Annotated in this window: 14 protein-coding genes and 1 pseudogene; 10 read left to right on the top strand and 5 right to left on the bottom strand. The window is 69.5% G+C overall.

Features of this window, described 5'->3' with window-relative positions; genetic code table 11:
* Positions 1–97: 97 nt before the first annotated feature.
* The 8 genes and pseudogenes from R2B38_RS36070 (at position 98) to R2B38_RS36035 (ending at position 11756) form a co-directional block, all read left to right on the top strand.
* Positions 98–1114, top strand: a complete 1017-nt coding sequence (locus R2B38_RS36070; protein WP_318020003.1) for a carbohydrate kinase family protein — start codon at positions 98–100, stop codon at positions 1112–1114.
* Between the two features lie 119 nt (positions 1115–1233).
* The gene (locus tag R2B38_RS36065; RefSeq protein WP_318020002.1) at positions 1234–2520 is read left to right on the top strand and encodes an ABC transporter substrate-binding protein; all 1287 of its coding nucleotides are present in this window, start codon (positions 1234–1236) and stop codon (positions 2518–2520) included.
* Entirely contained in the window at positions 2520–3479 is a 960-nt protein-coding gene (locus tag R2B38_RS36060; RefSeq protein ID WP_318020001.1) for a sugar ABC transporter permease, read from the top strand. The genes R2B38_RS36065 and R2B38_RS36060 overlap by 1 nt, the downstream gene beginning before the upstream one ends.
* Positions 3480–3492: 13 nt before the next feature.
* Positions 3493–4356, top strand: coding sequence for a carbohydrate ABC transporter permease (locus R2B38_RS36055; RefSeq protein ID WP_318020000.1), 864 nt, complete (start codon positions 3493–3495; stop codon positions 4354–4356).
* The gene (locus tag R2B38_RS36050) at positions 4356–7316 is read left to right on the top strand and encodes a glycoside hydrolase family 2 TIM barrel-domain containing protein (RefSeq protein ID WP_318019999.1); all 2961 of its coding nucleotides are present in this window, start codon (positions 4356–4358) and stop codon (positions 7314–7316) included. Before R2B38_RS36055 ends, R2B38_RS36050 begins: the two co-directional genes overlap by 1 nt.
* Before the next feature lie 52 nt (positions 7317–7368).
* Positions 7369–9213, top strand: a complete 1845-nt coding sequence (locus R2B38_RS36045) for a LamG-like jellyroll fold domain-containing protein (protein WP_318019998.1) — start codon at positions 7369–7371, stop codon at positions 9211–9213.
* Between the two features lie 28 nt (positions 9214–9241).
* Positions 9242–10914: pseudogene (locus tag R2B38_RS36040) on the top strand (histidinol-phosphatase).
* Positions 10914–11756 carry a hypothetical protein gene (locus R2B38_RS36035; RefSeq protein WP_318019997.1) on the top strand — a complete coding sequence of 281 codons (843 nt, stop codon included), beginning with the start codon at positions 10914–10916 and terminating at the stop codon, positions 11754–11756. The pseudogene R2B38_RS36040 and the gene R2B38_RS36035 overlap by 1 nt, the downstream one beginning before the upstream one ends.
* A gap of 48 nt (positions 11757–11804) precedes the next feature.
* Here the strand turns inward: R2B38_RS36035 and R2B38_RS36030 are convergent, their stop codons facing one another.
* Genes R2B38_RS36030 through R2B38_RS36015 form a run of 4 tightly spaced genes read right to left on the bottom strand, consistent with a single transcriptional unit; the run spans position 11805 to position 15865 of the window.
* Positions 11805–12260, bottom strand: coding sequence for a MaoC family dehydratase (locus tag R2B38_RS36030; RefSeq protein WP_318019996.1), 456 nt, complete (start codon positions 12258–12260; stop codon positions 11805–11807).
* Between the two features lie 23 nt (positions 12261–12283).
* On the bottom strand, positions 12284–14038 hold the full coding sequence (locus R2B38_RS36025) for a long-chain fatty acid--CoA ligase (RefSeq protein ID WP_318019995.1): 1755 nt from the start codon (positions 14036–14038) through the stop codon (positions 12284–12286).
* Positions 14039–14048: 10 nt separating this feature from the next.
* Positions 14049–14918 (bottom strand): amidohydrolase family protein, encoded by an 870-nt coding sequence (locus tag R2B38_RS36020; protein WP_318021880.1) that lies wholly within the window; start codon positions 14916–14918, stop codon positions 14049–14051.
* Between the two features lie 29 nt (positions 14919–14947).
* A complete protein-coding gene (locus R2B38_RS36015; protein ID WP_318019994.1) occupies positions 14948–15865 on the bottom strand; it encodes an SDR family NAD(P)-dependent oxidoreductase in 918 nt (305 codons plus the stop codon).
* Between the two features lie 246 nt (positions 15866–16111).
* Between R2B38_RS36015 and R2B38_RS36010 the strand changes: the two genes are divergently transcribed.
* Together R2B38_RS36010 and R2B38_RS36005 are read left to right on the top strand one after the other, a co-directional pair.
* Positions 16112–16537: a MarR family winged helix-turn-helix transcriptional regulator gene (locus tag R2B38_RS36010; RefSeq protein WP_411978605.1), complete on the top strand. Its 426-nt coding sequence runs from the start codon at positions 16112–16114 to the stop codon at positions 16535–16537.
* A gap of 20 nt (positions 16538–16557) precedes the next feature.
* Entirely contained in the window at positions 16558–17439 is an 882-nt protein-coding gene (locus R2B38_RS36005) for an IclR family transcriptional regulator (RefSeq protein ID WP_318019992.1), read from the top strand.
* A gap of 77 nt (positions 17440–17516) precedes the next feature.
* On the opposite strand, the gene R2B38_RS36000 is transcribed toward R2B38_RS36005, so the two are convergent.
* Positions 17517–17732, bottom strand: a complete 216-nt coding sequence (locus R2B38_RS36000; RefSeq protein ID WP_318019991.1) for a hypothetical protein — start codon at positions 17730–17732, stop codon at positions 17517–17519.
* Positions 17733–17755 lie beyond the last annotated feature (23 nt).

Genomic DNA, 17755 nt, shown 5'->3' with positions numbered 1-17755 from the left:
TATTGACCAATCTCGTCGAGCAGCGCACGATTCCGGTCACCGAAATGAAGAGTTTTGACGAACTCTCCAGACGACGTGCCGACGAGAGGATGCGCGCGTGGACGACCCCCGGCCCGATGTGCTGCTGACCGGGCTGCTCTTCTACGACCTCGTCCTCACGGGTCTGCCGCAGCCGCCGACACCGGGCGAGGAGATCTGGACCAGCGGCATGGGCTGCGGCCCGGGCGGCATCGCGAACCTCGCGGTCGCCGCGTCCCGCTTCGGCCTGCGGACCTCCCTGGCCACGGTCTTCGGCGACGACTTCTACGGTGCCTACTGCCATGAGATCCTCGCCGGCCAGGAGGGCGTCGACCTCTCCCTGTCCCGCACCGCGAACGGCTGGCACACCCCCGTCACCGTCTCGCTCGCCCACGGCGACGACCGGGCGCTGGTCACCCACGGCCAGGAACCGCCGTACTCCCAGGACGTGCTGATGGGCGACCCGCCCGAGGCGCGCACCGCGCTGGTGCACCTGGAGGCCGAGCCGCGCGCGTGGCTCGCCAAGGCCTCCGCGAACGGCACGCAGATCTACGCCGACGTCGGCTGGGACCCCACCGAGCAGTGGTCCCGTGACCTGCTCGACCAGCTCGCCCTGTGCCACGCCTTCCTCCCCAACGAGGCCGAGGCGATGGCCTACACCCGCACCGACAGCGCGGTCGCGGCGCTCGGCACGCTCACCGAGCTGGTGCCGGTCGCGGTGATCACGCGGGGCGGCGACGGGGCGATCGCCGTCGACCAGACGACCGGCGAGTACGCGGAGGTCCCGGCCCTGGCCGTGGACGTCCTGGACGCGACGGGTGCCGGTGACGTGTTCGGCGCGAGCTTCGTCGCGGCCTCGCTCGGCGGCTGGCCGCTGGAGGAACGGCTGCGGTTCGCGGTGCTCGCGGCCGGGCTGTCCGTCCAGCACCACGGCGGTGCGCTGGCGGCACCGGGCTGGTACGGCGTCGACCGTTGGCTGCATACAGTCCGCGATCCCGAACTGCGGAGTGCATACGGTTTTCTGGCCGACCGGATCCCGGCGGATCCCGGCCCGCCCGTCGCGTACGCACCTGTGACTCCCCCCGCACGGGAGTAACTCCCCCCACCTCGCAAGTCCCTGGCAAATCCTGGCAAGTCCCTTGTAAGTCCCCCCACTTGAGCCCCTCGTATGCACGACCCGAACAGATCGAACAGATCCGAAAGGCGGTGGGAGCTGTGCGGCTCTCACGAAGAGGCCTGCTCCGTGCGGGCCTGGCCGGTACGGCGGCCACGGCGCTAGGCGGCCTGGCGTCCGGCTGTGCCGTTCCGACCGGTTCCACCGGCCGGAACATGGTCCTGTGGTACTGGGACGGCGGCCTCGGCGACACGGTCGTCAAGAACGCCAAGGCGCGTTACGACCGTACGGTCGACCTCCAGGCGATCAAGATCGGCGGCTACTACCGGTCCAAGCTGATCACCACGATGGCCGGCCGCGCCCACATCCCCGACATCGCCGGCCTCAAGGGCGAGGACATGGCGTCCTATCTGCCCAACGCCGACCAGTTCGTGGACCTCAGGACGCTCGGCGCGGAGAAGTACAAGAGCCAGTACCTGGACTGGAAGTGGCAGCAGGGCATCGCCGACGACGGCACGATGGTCGGCTTCCCCATCGACTGCGGTCCGGTGGCGCACTTCTACCAGTACGCCGTGTTCCGCAAGGCCGGGCTGCCGTACGAACCCGCCGACGTCTCAGGGGAGTTGAACACCTGGGAGAAGTTCTTCGCGGCGGGCGAGCAGCTCAGGAAGCGGGTTCCCGGGGCGTCCCTGGTCACCGACGTCAACAGCATCTTCGAGAACGTGGTGAACCAGGGTTCCAAGCGGTACGTCGACAAGGACAGGCACTTCATCGGCGACCAGGAACACGTGCGCCAGGCCTGGGCATTGGCGGTCGAGGCCAAGCGGCGCAAGATCGTCTCGGATCTGGTCAGCGGCACCCCGGACCAGCTCTCGGCCGTGCAGGACGGCAAGCTGCCCAGTCAGCTGGGCGCCTCCTGGGCAACCAGCGACATCAAGACCGGCGTGCCAAAGACCAAGGGGCGCTGGCGAGTTGCCCAGATGCCGGTGCGGCCGGCCAACAACGGCGGTTCGTTCCTGTCGATCACCAAGGCGTGCCGGGAGCCCGAGCAGGCCTTCCGGATCATCACCTGGATGATGAACGCGGCCAACCAGGCCCAAGGCTTCGTCGACGCGGGCCTGTTCCCCTCCACCCCCGCCTCGTACGACCTGAAGTCCGTGCGTGTGCCGGACCCGTTCTTCGGCGGGCAGGACACGATGGACATCTTCGGGCCGGCCGCGCAGAAGATCACGGTCGCCTACAACAGCCCGTTCGACATCGCGCTCGGGCAGCCCCTCAAGGACGAGATCAAGAACGTCGGTGTCCTCGGCAAGGACCCCAAGAAGGCCTGGAGTGACGCCATGAGCAAGTGCCGGCGCATCGCGGACCACCTGGGGGTGAGCTACTGATGGCCACCGCACTGGACAAGCCCCCTGCCGCCGTGGACAGTTCGTCCGCCACCTCTCGGCCCAAGAGCGGGTTCCGCAAGTACTGGCATCTGTATGCCGCGATCTCCCCGTTCTATCTGCTGTTCCTCTGCTTCGGGCTGATCCCCGTCGGGTTCTCGTTCTACCTCTCCCTGCACCGCTGGGACGGCCTCGGCTCGATGGAGTGGGCGGGGCTCTCGCAGTACAAGTACCTGCTGAGCGACACCGACTTCTGGAACTCGATCGGCAACACCCTGATCATCTGGGCGCTGGCGACGTTCCCCATGATCTTCCTCGCGATGATCACGGCCGTGATGCTCAACTCGGCGGTCCGCTTCAAGAACGTGTACCGCTTCGCCTACTTCCTCCCGAACGTCACCTCGGTGGTGGCGATCGCGATCGTCTTCGGCTCGGTGTTCTCCACCAACTTCGGCCTGGTGAACGCCCTGTTGCAGGCGGTGGGCATCGACCAGATCGCCTGGCTGAACACCCCGTGGGGCATCAAGATCGCGATCGCGACGCTGATGACCTGGCAGTGGACCGGCTACAACGCGATCATCTTCCTCGCCGGTCTGCAGACCATCCCGAGCGAGGTGTACGAGGCGGCCCGGATGGACGGCGCCGGCCCGGTCCAGACCTTCTTCCGGATCACGCTCCCGATGATGCGGCCGGTGCTGCTGTTCGTGCTCGTCATCTCGACGGTCACCGGTCTGCAGAGCTTCTCCGAACCCCAGGTGCTGCTCCAGAACACCTCCAACGACTCGACGTTCGCGGGCGGTCCGGGCCACTCCGGCCAGACGATGGTCCTGTACTTCTTCCAACAGACCTTCGACAACAACGACTTCGGTTACGGCGCCGCCGTGGCCTGGGGCATCTTCCTCGTCGTCATCATCTTCTCCATCGTCAACTGGCGCCTGGTGCAGCGCCGGGGCGAAGACTAGGGAGCCGGTCACCATGGCATTCTTCCAAGGCACACGGCGACCGAAGGGCATCCGGGGCGACCGGAGCCGCGGCATCGCCCTCCATGTCTCCCTGATCCTGGGCGTGTTGCTCTCGGCCTTCCCGTTCTACTGGGCCGTGATCATGTCGACGCACACCTCGTCGGAGATCTTCTCCTACCCGCCCAAGCTGCTGCCGGGCACGCACTTCCTGGAGAACGTGCGCAGCCTCTTCGACAACATCGACTTCTTCGGCTCGATGTTCAACTCGGTGCTCGTGGCGGGGTCGGTGACCTTCCTGGTCCTGTTCTTCGACTCGCTGGCAGCGTTCGTCTTCGCCAAGTTCCAGTTCCCCGGCAAGAACGTGCTGTTCGCGCTACTGATGGTCATCTTCATGGTGCCGGCGCAGCTCGCGGCCATCCCGCAGTTCGTCATCATGGCGAAGCTCGGCTGGATCGGCTCGATGACCGCGCTGATCGTGCCCGCGGCGGCCAACGCGTTCGGCATCTTCTGGATGCGCCAGTACATGAAGAGCGCGATCCACGACGAACTCCTCGACGCCTCCCGCATCGATGGCGCGAACTTCCTGCGCCAGTACTGGCACGTGGCCCTCCCCGTGGTCCGCCCGGGCCTCGCCTTCCTCGGCATCTTCACCTTCATGGGCCAGTGGAACGACTACGCCTGGCCCCTGATCGCCCTCACCAACCCGAACAACGTCACCCTCCAGGTGGCCCTGTCCCAGCTCAACGGCACCCACGGCACCACCGACTACGGAATGGTCATGACCGGCGCGCTCCTCGCCCTCGTCCCCCTGCTGATCGTGTTCGCGGTCGGCGCCAAGCAGATCATCGGCGACCTCGGCAAGGGAGCCATCCGCTGATGACCGACCCGCTGCTCGCGCTCCGCCCCTGGGAGTCACCCGAGGTGACCTCCTGGGGGCGGTTGCCCATGTCCGCCGTAGACCGCCGCGCCGACGCGCGCTCCCTCGACGGCGACTGGCGCTTCCAGCTGCTGCCGGCGCCGGACGCGCCGCTCGCGGACGCCTGGTCGTCCGCATACGTGCCGGGCGTATGGACCATGCAGGATACGGACGACCTTCCGCAGTACACGAACGTCCGTATGCCGTATACAGAATTCCCTCCACTGTCGCCCGCGGCCAATCCGACGGGTGTCTACGAGCGTGAGATCGACGTCCCGGCCGACTGGGCCGGGCGGCGGATCGTGCTCCAGGTCGGGGCCGCCGAGAGCGTGCTGCTCGTGCACGTGGACGGGCGGCCCGTAGGCATCTCCAAGGACTCCCACCTCGCCGCCGACTTCGACCTCTCGGACGTCGTACGCCCCGGCGCGCGGGCCACCGTACGGCTGACCGTGGTCAAGTGGTCGGACTCCTCTCACATCGAGGACCAGGACCAGTGGTGGCACGGGGGCATCACGCGCTCGGTGCTGCTGTACGCGACCGATCCCCTGTATCTCGCGGACGTGACCGTACGGGCGTCCTACGACGGCGGGCTGCGGGTCGACTGTCAGGTGCGGGACGCGGCCGGCGCGCTGCCCGCCGGGTGGTACGTCAGCGGTGATCTCGACGGTCAACTCCTCACCCAGGACGAGGAGTTCGACCGGTTCAACGCCGAGGACGACCGGGTCTCCGACTTCCTCGGCGAGGCCCGCATGCGCGCCGGCGTCCCCGAGGTACGCACCTGGAACGCCGAGACGCCCGAGCTGTACGGCCTCACCGTCCGGCTGCACCGCGCCGACGGGACGGTCGCCGACGCGTCGTACCGGCGCATCGGTTTCCGGGACGTGGAGATCGTCGGGCGGGACCTCCTCGTCAACGGCGAGCGCGTGTACATCCGGGGCGTCAACCGGCACGACTTCCATCCGCTGACCGGCCGCACGGTGTCGTACGACGACATGCGCGCGGACCTGGTGCTGCTCAAGCGGTTCGGCTTCAACGCGGTCCGCACCTCGCACTACCCGAACGACCCGGCGCTCTACGACCTCGCCGACGAGCTGGGCTTCTACGTCGTCGACGAGGCGGACATCGAGTCGCACGACCACGCGCACGAGATCGCGGACGACCCGCGCTATCTGAGCGCGTTCGTGGACCGCGTGGCGCGGATGGTGCTGCGCGACAAGAACCACCCCTCGGTGATCATCTGGTCGCTCGGCAACGAGTCCGACTACGGCGCGAACCACGACGCGGCGGCCGGCTGGGTCCGCCGCCACGACCCGACCAGACCGGTCCAGTACGAGGGCGCGGCCAAGCGCGGCTGGGCCGACCCGGACCTCGCCTCCGACATCGCGTGTCCGATGTACGCGCCGATCGAGGACTGTGTCGCGCACGCGCTGTCCGGTGAGCAGACCAAGCCGTTGATCCAGTGCGAGTACTCGCACGCGATGGGCAACAGCAACGGAACCCTCGCGGACACCTGGGCCGCCATCGAGTCAACCCCGGGTCTTCAGGGCGGCTTCATCTGGGAGTTCTGGGACCACGGGATCCTGCAGCGTGTGAGCGACGGAAGACCCACCGGCCGCGCGGGCGCCGGACTGTATGACAACGGTGTCGCCGCGCCCGGTCAACGCTGGGCGTACGGCGGTGACTTCGGCGAGTCGGTCCACGACGGCGCGTTCATCGCGGACGGCGTGGTGTTTCCCGACCGCACGCCCAAGCCGGTCATGTTCGAGCACCGGGAGATCGCGGCGCCGGTGCGCATCGAGTGCTTCCGGCACGAGGGCATCGTCCTCGGCAACCACCAGCACTTCCGCGGCTTCGAATGGCTCACCGCCACCTGGGAGTTGGCCCTCGCGGACGGCCGCACGCTGACGGCTCGGGCCGAACTGCCCACGCTGTGCCCGGGTGAGACGGTGGCCGTACCGCTGCCGTTCGAGCTGCCGGAGGACGGCGGCGAGGCCTGGCTGACGCTGCGCGTGACGACGGCCGAGGACCAGCCGTGGGCACCGCGTGGCACGGACGTGTGCGCGCCCCAGGTACGGCTGCGGGCGGCAACACGCATGGCAGCGCCCGTGGTCGGCGGTGGCCGGGTCGAGGTCGACGGCGAAGGCCTGCTGCGCCACCCGCTGTTGACTCTCGCCCCGACCCTGTCCCTGTGGCGGGCGCCCACCGACAACGACGAGTTGGGCGGCACGGCGGCGCGCTGGCGGACCTGGGGTCTCGACTCGCTGGTCCGCAAGGTTGTCTCGGTACGGCGTGACGGCGAGCGAAGCGAGATGGGGGTCCCCCCGGCCGAAGGCTGGGGGAGGGTGACGACCGTCGCGGAGTACGCCGGGGCCGTGGGTGTGGTCCGGCACTGTCAGGTGTTCACGCCGGTGGAGGGCGGGGTCCTGGTCGAGGAATCGGCCGAGCTGCCCGAGGAGTTCGTCGATGTGGCCCGGGTGGGCACCGTGTTCGAGACGGTGCCGGGTCTTGATCTGCTGGAGTGGTTCGGCCGGGGTCCCTGGGAGTCGTACCCCGACCGCGCCGCGGGCGCGCCCGTGGGCCACCACTCGGTCCCCGTCGACGCGTTGTTCACCCCGTATCTGCGGCCGCAGGAGAGCGGTGGGCGGCACGGGGTACGGCGGTTCACGCTGTCGGCACCGGACGCCACCGGTCTCGCGGTCGACCTCGACGAGCCCCGCCAGGTCTCGGTGACCCGCCATCGCGCCGCGGACCTGACCGCCGTACGGCACCACGACGAGCTGGTGCCGCGCGCGTCCTGCGTGGTGCAACTCGACGCGGCTCACCGGGGGTTGGGCACGGCGTCGTGCGGCCCCGACACGTCACCTCAGTATCTCGTCGCACCGGGTGTCCATCGCTGGAGCTGGACCCTGCGCGTTCTCTGAACTCCCCAGTTCTCAGCAGCTTTCACGAGCACTCACCCTGTACGGAGCACACGTGTGTACTTCGCATGAGCACGATCAGTGCGAGACGGCCCAGGCCGGCGCCGGACGGCGCAGTTTCCTCCGCGCGACGGCCCTGCTCGGCGCCGCCGCGACGGCCGGTGTCGCACTGCCGACCACCGCCGAAGCAGCCCCGGCGACGGCGAGTTGGCGCCCCGACACCGACAGCCGGCGCTTCACCCTCGCGGTGATGCCGGACACCCAGTACCTCTTCGACGGGCCGAGCATCGACAAGGCGCCGATCGAGGCCTCGCTGCGCTATCTCCTGGAGCACGGCAAGGACGAGAACATCGTGTTCCTGTCCCACCTGGGCGACCTGACGCAGAACGGCGCGAAGCCCGAATTCGCCGCGATCGGCGAGGCGTTCAGGCTGCTGGACCGGCGGGGTGTCGGCTACAGCGTGCTGGCCGGCAACCACGACGTGAACTCGTCGACCGACGACCAGCGCGGCACCTCGGCGTACCTGGACACGTTCGGGCCGCAGCGCTTCAAGGGCGCGCGCACGTTCGGCGGCGCCTCCGCCGACGGCTACAACACGTACCACCTCTTCGAGGCGGCGGGCCGTGCGTGGATGGTGCTCGCACTGGACTGGCGGCTGTCGGCGAAGGGGTACGCGTGGGCGAAGAGTGTTCTGGCCCAGCACCCGCACACCCCGGTGATCCTGACGACGCACGAGCTGGTCGTCGAGGACGACCAACTGTCGGACTACGGACAGCAGTTGTGGGACCAGCTGATCGAGGACCACGACCAGATCTTCCTGACGCTCAACGGGCACTACTGGCCCGCGGGCCGGGCGACCCGCAAGAACGCGGCCGGCAATGACGTCCACCTGCACCTGACGAACTATCAGAACCGTTACTTCGGCGGCGCGGCGATGATCCGCCTCTACCGCTTCGACCTGGACCGCGGGGTCATCGACGTCGAGACGGTCTCGCCGTGGATCCTGGGCCGGGCGGCACAGGGCCTCAACGAGCTGGAGCGCCAGGAGATCGAACTCAGCGGCGACGCCGACCGGTTCACCGTGGGCATCGACTTCGCGGACCGCTTCGCCGGCTTCGCCCCGGTCGCCGCCCGCCCGTCGCGTCCCGCCTCGAAGCTCCTCGTCCCCGGCACGGTGGCGTACTGGCGCTTCGACGGACACGCCGACGCCACGGCCGTGAGCGGAACGGTCCGCGACCAGTCGGGACGCGGCAACGACCTCACCCTCGTCGCGGTCGGCGGCGGCGCCCTGAACTGGTCCTCGGACCACCACCCCGACCAACCCGGCCACGGCAGCCTGGAGTTCACCGGCTACAAGTCGCCGCTGAAGGGCGCGTATCTGCGGACGGTCGACGGGGCGCCCCTCAACTCGGCGACGTTCAAGCGGGGTTACACCGTCGAGGCGTTCTACCGGCTGCCCGCCGACTGGGACCCCGACCACAACGCCTGGTCGGGACTGGTGAGTCGGACCGGCACGGGCGGCGCCGCGGGCAAGACCGGGGACGACCCGGACGAGCCCCTCGCCACGCTCTCGCTCTCCAACGACCGTGAACCCCAGTGGGCGGTACGGCCGTTGAACCAGGAGGGCATCGCCAGCAACTGGGGTCAGGAGACCCCGCTGGAGACCTGGTGGCACCTCGCCGTCGTCAACGACGGCAGGCACACCACGCTCTACGTCGAGGGCTGCCCCGTCGTGCGCAACCCGACGGCGACCGCCGTGGGCCTCACCTCGGTCGGGCTGCCCTGGCTGCTCGGCGGCTACGAGTACGCCGGGAAGATCGACCAGATCCTGCACGGCCGGCTCGGCGACGTCCGGATCGTCGAACGGGCGCTGCCCATCACGTCGTTCATGAACCACTGACAGCCCTGACAAGGACTCCTGAATCCTCATGACCGAGCAGCAGCTGCCCTCCTGGGCCGATCCGTCCGTCTCCCCCGCCGACCTCGACACGCAGGGCGTCTCCCGACGTCAACTCCTGCGCCGCGCGGGCCTGTTCGGCGCCGCGTTCACCCTCGGCGCGGGCCCGCTCGCCACCTCCGCGTCGGCGGCAGGGCGCGGCTACGGCGGCAACGACCCGCGCCTCGCCTACCTCGTCGGCGACCACCACGTGCACTCCGTGTACAGCCACGACGCGAAGTACACGTTCTCCCAGCAGGCGAGGGCCGCCGCGCGGTACGGCCTCGACTGGATGGTGTTCAACGAGCACTCCAACTTCGGACACGCCTCCTACGGCGCCGAGTTGGAGCACACGGAGATCCTCAAGGCGCGTGCCGCGAACCCCCGCCAGCTGATCTTCCAGGGCCTGGAGTGGTACATCCCGGCCGCCGAGCACTGCACGATCTTCGCCGCGCCCGGCCAGCACGAGGTGGATCTGCTCACGCAGTTCGAACTCGCCTACGACGGCAAGCTGTTGGGCTACGACAAGGGCGGTGCCGCCGACGCGGACACCGCCCGCAACGAGGCGCACGCCGTGAAGGCCATCAAGTGGCTGGCAGCGCAACGGCGTTCGGGCTACGTCGACGACGTCGTCGTCCTGGCCAACCACCCGCTGCGCCTGGGCATCGACTCCCCGCACGAGATGCGGGCCTGGCGGGACGCGGCCCCCGAGATCATGATCGGCATGGAGGGCGCGCCCGGCGCCCAGGGCGCGGCCCTCCCGGCTGGCGCGGCGCCACGTCGATCCGCGGCGAGTACGAGAACAAGCCCTCGGCGCAGTCCTGGTCGGGCTATCCGGCGGACGCGTATGTGACGTACGGCGGTTTCGACTGGGCGACGGCGACCGTCGGCGGGCTGTGGGACTCGATGCTGGCCGAGGGCCGGCTGTTCTCGATCACCACCAACTCCGACAACCACCGTACGGTCTACGACACTTGGGCCAACGGCGCCTGGCCCGACGGGCAGAACTTCGACAACACCGGCAAGCTGCCCGACCCGGTGCGGACCGACTCCCCGCAGCCCGGCAGCGACTTCTGGCCCGGCGAGTTCAGCCGCACCCATGTGGGTGTGACGCGCTACGGCTACCGCGAGGTGATGGCGGGGATGCGCGCGGGGCGGGTCTGGGTCGACCACGGGCATCTGCTGGACGGGCTCGACGTCCGCCTGAAGCGGGACTGCGACCACGGCCAGGGTGTCACCCTGGGCGGCCGGCTGCGCGTCCGCAAGGGCGACCGGCTCACGCTGAACATCACCGTGACGACCGCCTCGCGGCCCAACCCCCAGGGAATCCTGCCCGAGTTGGCGCACGTGGACGTGATCCGGGGCGCGGTGCGCGGCGCGGTGTCCGACCGGGACGCGTGGCGGGCGCCGGACACGAAGGTCGTCCGTACGGCGGACGTCGGCGGCCGCAAGGGGACGTACACCCTGCGCATCCCGGTGACCGCCGGGGACGAGTCCTTCTACCTGCGGCTGCGCGGCAGCGACGGCAAGCGACACGGCGCGGGCTACCTCGGTGCCTCGGTGGACCCGCACGGCCCGATCCCCCACGAGCCCGGAAACGGTGACCCGTGGGCCGACACATGGTTCTATTCCAACCCCATCTTCGTCGACCTGGCAGGTATCTGATGAAGCGTCAACTCACTGTCCTCGCTGGCTTATTGGGTGCTCTCACGCTCGGCGTGAGCACCTCCTCGGCCGCCGCCGCAACCACCTGGACGGAGACCGGCACCGCGTACACCGGCAGTCTCGGCGGCGGTGAGGGCGTCGCCAGCCAGGCGGACGGCTCGCTGCTGTACCGCGGGCTGGCGTCCATCCCGCTGGATCTGCGCATCCAGGGCTGGAACCACATCGGCGACCCGGACATCGCGAACAGCTACGTCTTCGACGCCTACCAGGGCGCCGACACGGCCACGTCCAAGATGTTCGCGGTCACCACGCCGTCCGGGACGCGCTACACGTACGTCCACACGCTCGACTCGGGCGAGAAGATCAACAACTCGTTCGACGCGATCTCGCCCGACACACAGTGGATGGTGTCGGGCGAGTGGGGCGACCAGTCCAGACTCCAGGTCTTCCCCACCCCCCTGCTCAACGCGTCCACCCCCAAGACGGGCGGGGCACTGCCGCAGGCGGGGCAGATCACCCTGGACAGGACGGTGAACGACATCCAGGGCTGCGACTTCGTGACGGACACCCGCCTGGTGTGCGTCTCGGACGACGCGTCGGGGACCAAGTTCCCCGAGATCCGCCCGCTCCTCCAGGTCGACCTGCCGCACAAGCTGGACGGCCAGCCGATCACCGGCACGGTCACCAGCCTGTTCGCACTGCCCCAACGCAGCATCTGCACGGGCACGTTCGAGGCCGAGGGCATCGACTACGACGTGAACAGCGGCACGTTGCGGGCCGAGGTCGTCCAGCCGGGTGTGTGCCAGGTGTCGACGAGCGTGTACTCGTACAAGCAGCAGTAGACAACGACGGTCGGCAGTCGGTCGTAGACAGTCTGCGGTAGCCGCCGGTCAGGCGTAGAACCGCGAGAGACTCTGCAGGACGGCGGCGGGCTTCGGCCCGCCGTCGATCTCGATGGTCCCGTCGACGGCGACCTGTACTCCGCCCGGCACGTCCTCGACCGAGGCGAGCTTCGCGACGAGCCGGATCCGGGAGCCGACCTTCACCGGTGCGGGGAAACGGACCTTGTTCAGGCCGTAGTTGACCTTCGTGGACACGCCCTCGACGTCCAGCAGCTCGGTGAAGAGCGGGATGAAGAGGGAGAGGGTCAGATAGCCGTGCGCGATGGGCGCACCGAAGGGGCCCGCCGCCGCCTTCTCCGGGTCGACGTGGATCCACTGATGGTCACCCGTCGCATCGGCGAAGGTGTTGATGCGCTCCTGGGTGATCTCGATCCACTCGCTGGTGCCGAGGTCACTGTCGGCGAGCTTCTTGAGTTCGTCGAGACCGTTGACGGTGATGCTCATAAGTAGCCTGTTCCTTAAGGGAGTTACCGGTCGCCGAAGCGCTTGCGCACCCGGGACTTGAGGAGCTTTCCGGAGGCGGTGCGCGGGAGTTCGTCCGCGACCACCATCGACTTGGGGATCTTGTACTTGGCGAGTCGGCCGGCCAGCGACGCGAGCACCTCGTCGGGGTCCGGCGAGGCACCTTCACGGGGCACGACGACCGCGCGCGGCACCTCGCCCCACTTGTCGTCCGCGACCCCGATGACCGCGCACTCCACGATGTCGGGGTGGGCGAGGAGGAGGTCCTCGATCTCGGCGGGGTAGATGTTCTCCCCACCGGAGATGATCATGTCCTTCATGCGGTCGACGATGTACACGTACCCGTCCTCGTCGATCCGCGCCGCGTCCCCGCTGCGGAACCAGCCGTCGGCGAAGACCGCGGCCGTCTCCTCGGGCAACCCCCAATAACCGGGCATGACATGGGGCCCGCGCACCACGACCTCGCCGGTCTCGCCGACGTCGGCGGGGGTGAGGTCGGGCCGTACGACCCGCACGTCGCTGAAGAAGTGCGGCACGCCCGCCGAACCCGCCTTGCTGACCGCGTGTTCGGCGTCCAGGAACAGGGTTCCGGGCGCGGCCTCCGTCATGCCGTAGCCCTGGAGGAAGGTGAGTCCGCGTTCCTGGTAGGCGGCGATCAGCGGGGACGGTACCGGGGAGCCGCCGCAGGTGAGGATGCGCAGCGAGGAGAGGTCGGCGTCGGCCCAGCGGGGGTGCCGGGCCAGCTGGTCGAACATCGTCGGGACCCCGAACATGAAGGTGATCCGGTGCTGTTCGATCAGGTCGAAGGTGGCCGCCGGGTCGAAGGCCTCGACCAGGACACAGGTACCGCCCTTGAGCAGCACCGGCAGGGTGAGCATGTTCAGGCCGGCCGTGTGGAACAACGGGGCGGAGACCAGGGCGCGTTCGTCCGCGATCAGGTCGGTGTCGACGAGGACGTTGATCGCGTTCCAGGCCAGGTTGCCGTGGGTGAGCATGGCGCCCTTGGGACGGCCGGTCGTGCCCGAGGTGTACATGATGATGCAGGTGTCGTCGGCCGAGACGGGCTCGTCGATCGGCTCGTCGGAGGCCGCGCCGAGCAACTCCTCGTATTCCGGGCCGACTTCGACGTACGTACGGACGTCGGTGCTGCCCGGGAGTCCGGCGACGAGGCCGGCGTGCGTCGGGCCGTAGACGAGGATCTTGGCGCCGGAGTCGCTGAGTTGGTGGGCGATCTCCGGGCCGACGAGGCGGGTGTTGAGGGGGACGAAGACCGCGCCGAGGATGCCGGCCGCGAACAGGGTCTCCAGGTAGGAGGGGTGGTTGGGGCCGAGGTAGGCGATGCGGTCGCCGCGGCGGACGCCCCGGGTGCGGAGGGCGTGGGCGAGGCGGGTGGTTCGGGTATGCAATGTGCCGTAGTCCATCGACGAACCGCCACCGTGCGTCGGCGGACCGCTGTGGCCGTTCGGCGAACCGCCGCCGTCCGTCGACGCAATACCGTGGCCGGTCGACGGTCCATTGTCGACTGTCGACGAACTACCGTGATCCGCCGATGATCCACCGGCGACCGTCGACGAACTACCGTGCCCCGCCGACGATCCACCGGCGACCGTCGACGAACTACTGCGCCCCGCCGACGATCCACCGCCGACCGCCGACGGTCCGCCGTGGACCGTGGACGATCCGCCGTGGACCAGAGCCGTGCGGTGCGGGGTCTTCCGGGCCCGGCGTGCGGGCCAGGAGCCCAGTCCCTCGTTGCGCATCCGGTGCCCCTTACGTCAGTCCGAGCAGGCGGGCGGCGTTCTCCTTGAGGATCTTCGGCTTGACCTCGTCCTTGATCGGCAGCTTCTCGAAGTCGGCGAGCCAGCGGTCCGGGGTGAGGACGGGGTAGTCGGAGCCGAAGAGGACCTTGTCCTTCAGCAGGGTGTTGGCGTACTGCACCAGTTGCGGCGGGAAGTACTTCGGGGACCAGCCGGACAGGTCGATGTGGACGCCCGGCTTGTGCGTGGCGACGGCGAGGGCCTCGTCCTGCCAGGGGAAGGACGGGTGCGCCAGGATGATCTTGAGGTGCGGGAAGTCGGCGGCGACGTCGTCCACGTGCAAGGGGTTGGAGTACTTCAGGCGGATCCCGCCCCCTCCCGGCACTCCCGCGCCGATGCCCGTCTGGCCCGTGTGGAACAGGGCGATGGTGCCCGTCTCCTCGATGACCTCGTACAGGTCGTAGGCCACGGAACGGTCGTTCGGGAAGAAGCCCTGGATGTTGGGGTGGAACTTGAAGCCCTTGACCCCGTACTCCTCGACCAGCCGCCGGGCCTGCTTCACGCCCGCCCTACCCCGGAACGGGTCGATGGACGCGAAGGGGATCAGGACGTCCGGGTTGGCGGCGGCGGCCTCGGCGACCTCCTCGTTCGGGACGGGCTCGGTGCCTGTCGCGGACTCGGCGTCGACCGTGAAGATCACCGCGGCCATCTTCCGCTCGCGGTAGTACGCGGCGGTCTCCTCCAGGGTCGGTTTCCGCTTGCCCTCGACCTTGAAGTAGGCGGAGGAGGCGTCGTGCAGGTCGTCGTCCAGGGAGGAGTGGCCCTTCGAGGACACCTCCGCGTGGGTGTGGACATCGATCGCGACGAGTCCACCGACGTCCATACCCGTACCCGTGTCCGTACCGATGTCCATCACGCCTCCGGCAGCTTCGGTGCGGGGATGCCGACCGACTGGAGTTCGGCGCCGACCGAGGTGGGGAAGGCGTCGGCCAGGGTGTCAGGGGTCCAGCCGCCGTCGGCGTAGGCCGCGCTGATCTCCTGCGGGTGGGACCAGAGTGCCACCTTGTCGCCGCCGATGCCGATGGCCTGGCCGGTGATCCCGCGCGCGGCCTCGGAGGCGAGGAACGGCACGAGGGCCGCGCAGTCCTCGGGGGTGCCGAAGCCCTCGCCCTTGCGGAGGAAGTCGGGCAGCGGGTCGCCGTTCCTCATGGCCTCGATGTACGGGGCGAACGCCGGGATCGTCTCGGTCATCGCGGTCGCGGCGACCGGCACGATCGCGTTGACGGTGATGCCCGCGCGGCCGAGCTCCATCGACCAGGTACGGGCGAAGGCGGCGATGCCGGCCTTGGCGGCCGAGTAGTTGGTCTGGCCGAAGTTGCCGCGCTGGCCGGCCGGCGAGCCGACCAAAATCAGGCTGCCGCCCTCGCCCTGCTCGCGCATCCGTACGGCGGCGGCGCGGGCGCAGGTGAAGGTGCCCTTGAGGTGGGTGGTGATCACCGCGTCGAAGTCCTCGTCGGTCATCTTCCACAGCACCTTGTCGCGCAGGATGCCCGCGTTGGTGACCAGGATGTCGAGCCTCCCGAACTCCTCGACGGCACGGTTCACCAGCCGTTCGGCGGCCTCCGTCGTACCGACCGGGACGACCTCGGCGACGGCGGTGCCGCCCGCCTCGGCGATCGACTTCACGGCCTGTTCGGCCACCGCCTCGTCGATGTCGTTGACGACCACGGACGCGCCGTGGGCGGCCAGGGCGTGCGCGTAGGCGAGGCCGAGGCCCCGGCCACTGCCGGTGACGACGGCGACCTTGCCGGTCAGATCGATGCTGGGCACGAGCGGATCCCTTCACACGGCGATACGGCTGCGAGCCGCGCCGGGGTCTGAACGCACCGGGGTGCGGCTACGAGATCGAAGCTAAGAGCAATAATTGTTGACGTCAATAGTTGTTGCCGATGGACCATGTGCGTCAGACTGGTCCCGGACCACCGCACGCCCCGCCCGGGGCCTCGACCCAGGGAGCCCGCCATCGCCCGTCAGCCGCACGCCGCGAACCCCCCGATCGACGCGCACGAGCCGTGGATGCGCGGGCTGCACGCGGACACGGGCTACCTCATGTACCGGCTGGGCCTGCGCTCCGGCCAGCTCTTCAACACGTTCCTCCAGGAGTCGGGCCTGCGCCTGCGCCACTACGCGCTGCTCCGCTTCCTGGCCACGTCCGAGGGCGCCCTCCAGCGCGAACTGAGCACCCGGCTCGGCTACGACCCGAGCGCGATCGTCGGCCTGGTCGACGACCTGGAGAAGCTGGGATTCGCCGAGCGCCGCCCTTCCCCCGACGACCGGCGCAGCCGCACTGTGGTCCTGACGGCGGACGGCCGCGGCTTCCTGCGCGACACCGACGAGGCGGGCCTGCGCGTCACGAACGAACTGCTGGGCCCCCTCGACGCGGCCGAGCGCGAGACCCTGCACACCCTGCTGCAACGGGTCGCCGAGGACGGACTGACCTGACACCGGACGGAGGCCCGGCCATGACCACCACCCGGTCCGCGACGACCGCCGATTCCGCTACGGCCACCGGGTCCGCGGCCACCGCACAGTCGGCGCCGATCACCGGGTCGACAGCCACCTCCCGGCCCTCGAAGATCCCCCGGTCGACGGCCCCCGCCACGCGCTCCGCGCCGGACCGGCTGCTCGCCGTGCTCGCCGCCTTCGACCACGCGCACACGGCCCTGTCCCTCTCCGACATCAGCCGCCGCGCAGGCCTCACCCTGACCACCACCCACCGCCTCGCGGGCGCCCTCACCGAGTGGGGCGCGCTGGAACGGGACGCGTCGGGCGCGTACCACGTCGGCCTACGGCTGTGGGAGATCGCGGCGCTCGCACCGCGCGGCCTCGCCCTGCGCCAACTCGCCCTCCCCTACCTGGAGGACCTGTACGAATCGACGCACGAGAACGTGCAGTTGGCGGTGCGGGACGGCGCGGAGGTCGTCTACACCGAGTGGATCTCAGGCCGTTCGGCGGTCGGCGTGCACATCCGGGTGGGCGCGCGCTGGCCGCTCCACGCCACCGGAGTGGGCCTGGCCCTGCTCGCCCACGACGACCCGGACTCCCAAGAGGCCTACTGCGCCGGTCCGTTGGCGTCCTTCACGCCGTACACGATCACCGATCCGGTACGGCTGCGCCGGGTGCTGGCCGAAGTCCGGCGCACCGGGGTGGCGGTGAGTACCCGTCAGATCACGGACGACGCGCTGTCGGTGGCGGCTCCGGTGCGCGGGCCGGGCGGTGCGGTGGTCGCCGCGGTGTCGGTGGTCGTTCCCCAAGTGGACGCGCAGGTACCGGCGTTGGTCCCGGCCGTACGGCTCGCGGCGCGTGGGATATCGCGGGCGTCGGGGTGGCGGCCGGAGGTGTGACGGGGGCGCACGGCCGCCGACGTGGGGTTCGTGAAGAGGCGCCCGTGGAACGGGAGTCGGCTGGCCCGTGAGGCGACCTACTTGTTCTCGCCCGGCTTCCCGACGTGGTCTCCGTAGCCGGCGGTGTCGTCCCCTGGCTTGGCCGAGGCGTTGGACGTGGAGGTGGAGGCGGGCGGCATGTGGTCGCCGCCGTCTCCGGACTTGCCGGTCGCGCCGGAGGCGTTGAGCTGGAAGGCGAAGAGGAGGACGGCCACGGAGACGGTGGCGGTGAACCAGAGGGTGACGCGTCGCATGCGTGCTCCTGTTGTTGACGGGG

It is taken from the genome of Streptomyces sp. N50 (assembly GCF_033335955.1).
Classification (GTDB): Bacteria; Actinomycetota; Actinomycetes; order Streptomycetales; family Streptomycetaceae; genus Streptomyces.
Note: the sequence above shows the minus strand (reverse complement) of the source record. Positions and strands in the feature narration are given on the sequence as shown.

What these genes read in the sequence shown, in the direction of transcription:
- R2B38_RS36060 (WP_318020001.1), top strand. Translation starts at nt 2,520, where the DNA reads ATGGCCACCGCACTGGACAAGCCCCCTGCCGCCGTGGACAGTTCGTCC.
- R2B38_RS36050 (WP_318019999.1), top strand. Translation starts at nt 4,356, where the DNA reads ATGACCGACCCGCTGCTCGCGCTCCGCCCCTGGGAGTCACCCGAGGTG.
- R2B38_RS36005 (WP_318019992.1), top strand. Translation starts at nt 16,558, where the DNA reads ATGACCACCACCCGGTCCGCGACGACCGCCGATTCCGCTACGGCCACC.
- R2B38_RS36020 (WP_318021880.1), bottom strand. Translation starts at nt 14,918, where the DNA reads ATGGACGTCGGTGGACTCGTCGCGATCGATGTCCACACCCACGCGGAG.
- R2B38_RS36025 (WP_318019995.1), bottom strand. Translation starts at nt 14,038, where the DNA reads ATGCGCAACGAGGGACTGGGCTCCTGGCCCGCACGCCGGGCCCGGAAG.
- R2B38_RS36000 (WP_318019991.1), bottom strand. Translation starts at nt 17,732, where the DNA reads ATGCGACGCGTCACCCTCTGGTTCACCGCCACCGTCTCCGTGGCCGTC.
- R2B38_RS36030 (WP_318019996.1), bottom strand. Translation starts at nt 12,260, where the DNA reads ATGAGCATCACCGTCAACGGTCTCGACGAACTCAAGAAGCTCGCCGAC.
- R2B38_RS36035 (WP_318019997.1), top strand. Translation starts at nt 10,914, where the DNA reads ATGAAGCGTCAACTCACTGTCCTCGCTGGCTTATTGGGTGCTCTCACG.
- R2B38_RS36010 (WP_411978605.1), top strand. Translation starts at nt 16,112, where the DNA reads ATGCGCGGGCTGCACGCGGACACGGGCTACCTCATGTACCGGCTGGGC.
- R2B38_RS36055 (WP_318020000.1), top strand. Translation starts at nt 3,493, where the DNA reads ATGGCATTCTTCCAAGGCACACGGCGACCGAAGGGCATCCGGGGCGAC.